The sequence below is a fragment of the Bradyrhizobium sp. LB8.2 genome, from assembly GCF_040548035.1.
Classification (GTDB): Bacteria; Pseudomonadota; Alphaproteobacteria; order Rhizobiales; family Xanthobacteraceae; genus Bradyrhizobium.
The window spans coordinates 1-1,691 of sequence record NZ_JBEPQV010000075.1 but is presented as its reverse complement, the minus strand read 5'-3'; the positions used below and the strand labels follow the sequence as shown (position 1 = coordinate 1,691).

The window sequence follows — 1,691 nt, the reverse complement described above, 5'->3', positions numbered from 1 at the left end:
TGAACATCCGCCTTGACACACCAAATCCCCATGTGAGCAATCCAGACTGCCAGCCGCGGAAAGATTCTGGATTGCTTCGCTACGCTCGCAATGACAGGGAGGGAGTCGGAAATCGGGTGGCAGAGGGCGGGCGGCCTTGCGAAAGTCAGAGCCATGACAGCAACAGCACGCAAATCGACGCTTCAGTCGCCAATCGACCTCGCCACCCACGTCGATACCCTCGACTGGCCACAAATCGCCGGCGATCTCGACGCCCAGGGCTGCGCCGTCCTGAAGGGTCTACTGACGCCGGAGCAATGCCGCGCCACGGCCGCGCTCTATCCTGACGACACGCACTTCCGCAGCCGCATCGTCATGGGCCGCCACGGCTTTGGCCGCGGCGAGTACAAATATTTCTCCTACCCGCTGCCCGATCTGATCGCGCAGTTGCGCCCGACGCTCTACGCGCATCTCCAGGGCGTCGCCAATCGCTGGAATGAGGCGATGGGGATCGACATTCGCTACCCCGCCGCGCATGCGGCGTTCCTGAAACGCTGCCACGAGGCGGGACAGGCGCGGCCGACGCCGCTGCTGCTGCAATACGAGGCTGGCGACTACAATTGCCTGCATCAGGATCTCTACGGCGAGCACGTGTTCCCGCTCCAGGTTGTGATCCTCTTGTCGGAGCCGGAACGCGACTTTACCGGCGGCGAGTTCGTGCTGACCGAGCAGCGCCCGCGCATGCAGTCCCGCGCCGAGGTGGTGCCGCTGACGCAGGGCGATGCGGTCGCCTTTGCCGTGCATCACCGCCCGGTGCAGGGGACACGCGGCATCTACCGCGTTAATCTGCGCCATGGCGTCAGCCGGATTCGCTCCGGCCAGCGCCACACGCTGGGTGTGATCTTTCACGATGCCAAATGAGCACTGCGATTGACGGGTGATCTGTTCGAGACAGTCGCCGAGGCGCAGCCGTCACGCGAGGAGATCGCCGACGGCGCCGTCTTGCTGCGCGGCTTCGTCAAGCCGATCCAGAGCGAGCTGATTGCAGCTGTACGCGCGATCGTGGCGCAGTCGCCGTTCCGGCGCATGACTACGCCCGGCGGCTATCAGATGTCGGTGGCCATGACCAATTGCGGCGAGCGCGGCTGGATCACCGATCACACCGGCTATCGTTATGATCCGATTGATCCGCGAACCGGTGCGCAGTGGCCCGCGATGCCGCCCGTGCTCCGCGATCTCGCCCGCCGTGCGGCGGAGCATGGCAGTTTCGATGACTTCGCGCCCGATGCCTGTCTCGTCAATCGCTACGAACCGGGCACGCGGCTGTCGCTGCACCAGGACAAGGACGAGCTGGACTATTCGGCGCCGATCGTCTCGGTCTCGCTTGGGCTGCCCGCGACCTTCCTGTTCGGCGGCATGGCGCGCAGCGACAAGCCGCGCCGCTTCCGCTTGGTGCATGGCGACGTCGTGGTCTGGGGCGGGCCCAGCAGGCTCGCCTATCACGGCGTGGCGCCGCTGGCCGACGGCGAGCACGCGCTGCTCGGGCGTCAGCGGATCAATCTGACGTTCCGCAGGACGCGCTGATCTATCTCCTCATCCTGAGGAGCGCGCCTCTTCGCGCGCGTCTCGAAGGATAGAGGCCCGAGCTGCGAGACCCGGGCCTCTATGGTTCGAGACGGCGCTCACGCGCCTCCTCACCATGAGCCCCCAGC

2 protein-coding genes are annotated in these 1,691 nt (G+C 65.8%); both read left to right on the top strand.

Annotated features, from left to right (window positions below):
* Positions 1–153 precede the first annotated feature (153 nt).
* Positions 154–900 (top strand): 2OG-Fe(II) oxygenase, encoded by a 747-nt coding sequence (locus ABIB06_RS38790; protein WP_354053421.1) that lies wholly within the window; start codon positions 154–156, stop codon positions 898–900.
* A gap of 9 nt (positions 901–909) precedes the next feature.
* Positions 910–1,563 carry a DNA oxidative demethylase AlkB gene (gene alkB / locus ABIB06_RS38785; RefSeq protein WP_354053422.1) on the top strand — a complete coding sequence of 218 codons (654 nt, stop codon included), beginning with the start codon at positions 910–912 and terminating at the stop codon, positions 1,561–1,563.
* The last annotated feature ends 128 nt before the right edge of the window (positions 1,564–1,691 follow it).

Excerpts from the sequence above, each read along its gene's own strand:
- ABIB06_RS38790 (WP_354053421.1), top strand. The coding sequence starts at position 154 with ATGACAGCAACAGCACGCAAATCGACGCTTCAGTCGCCAATCGACCTC.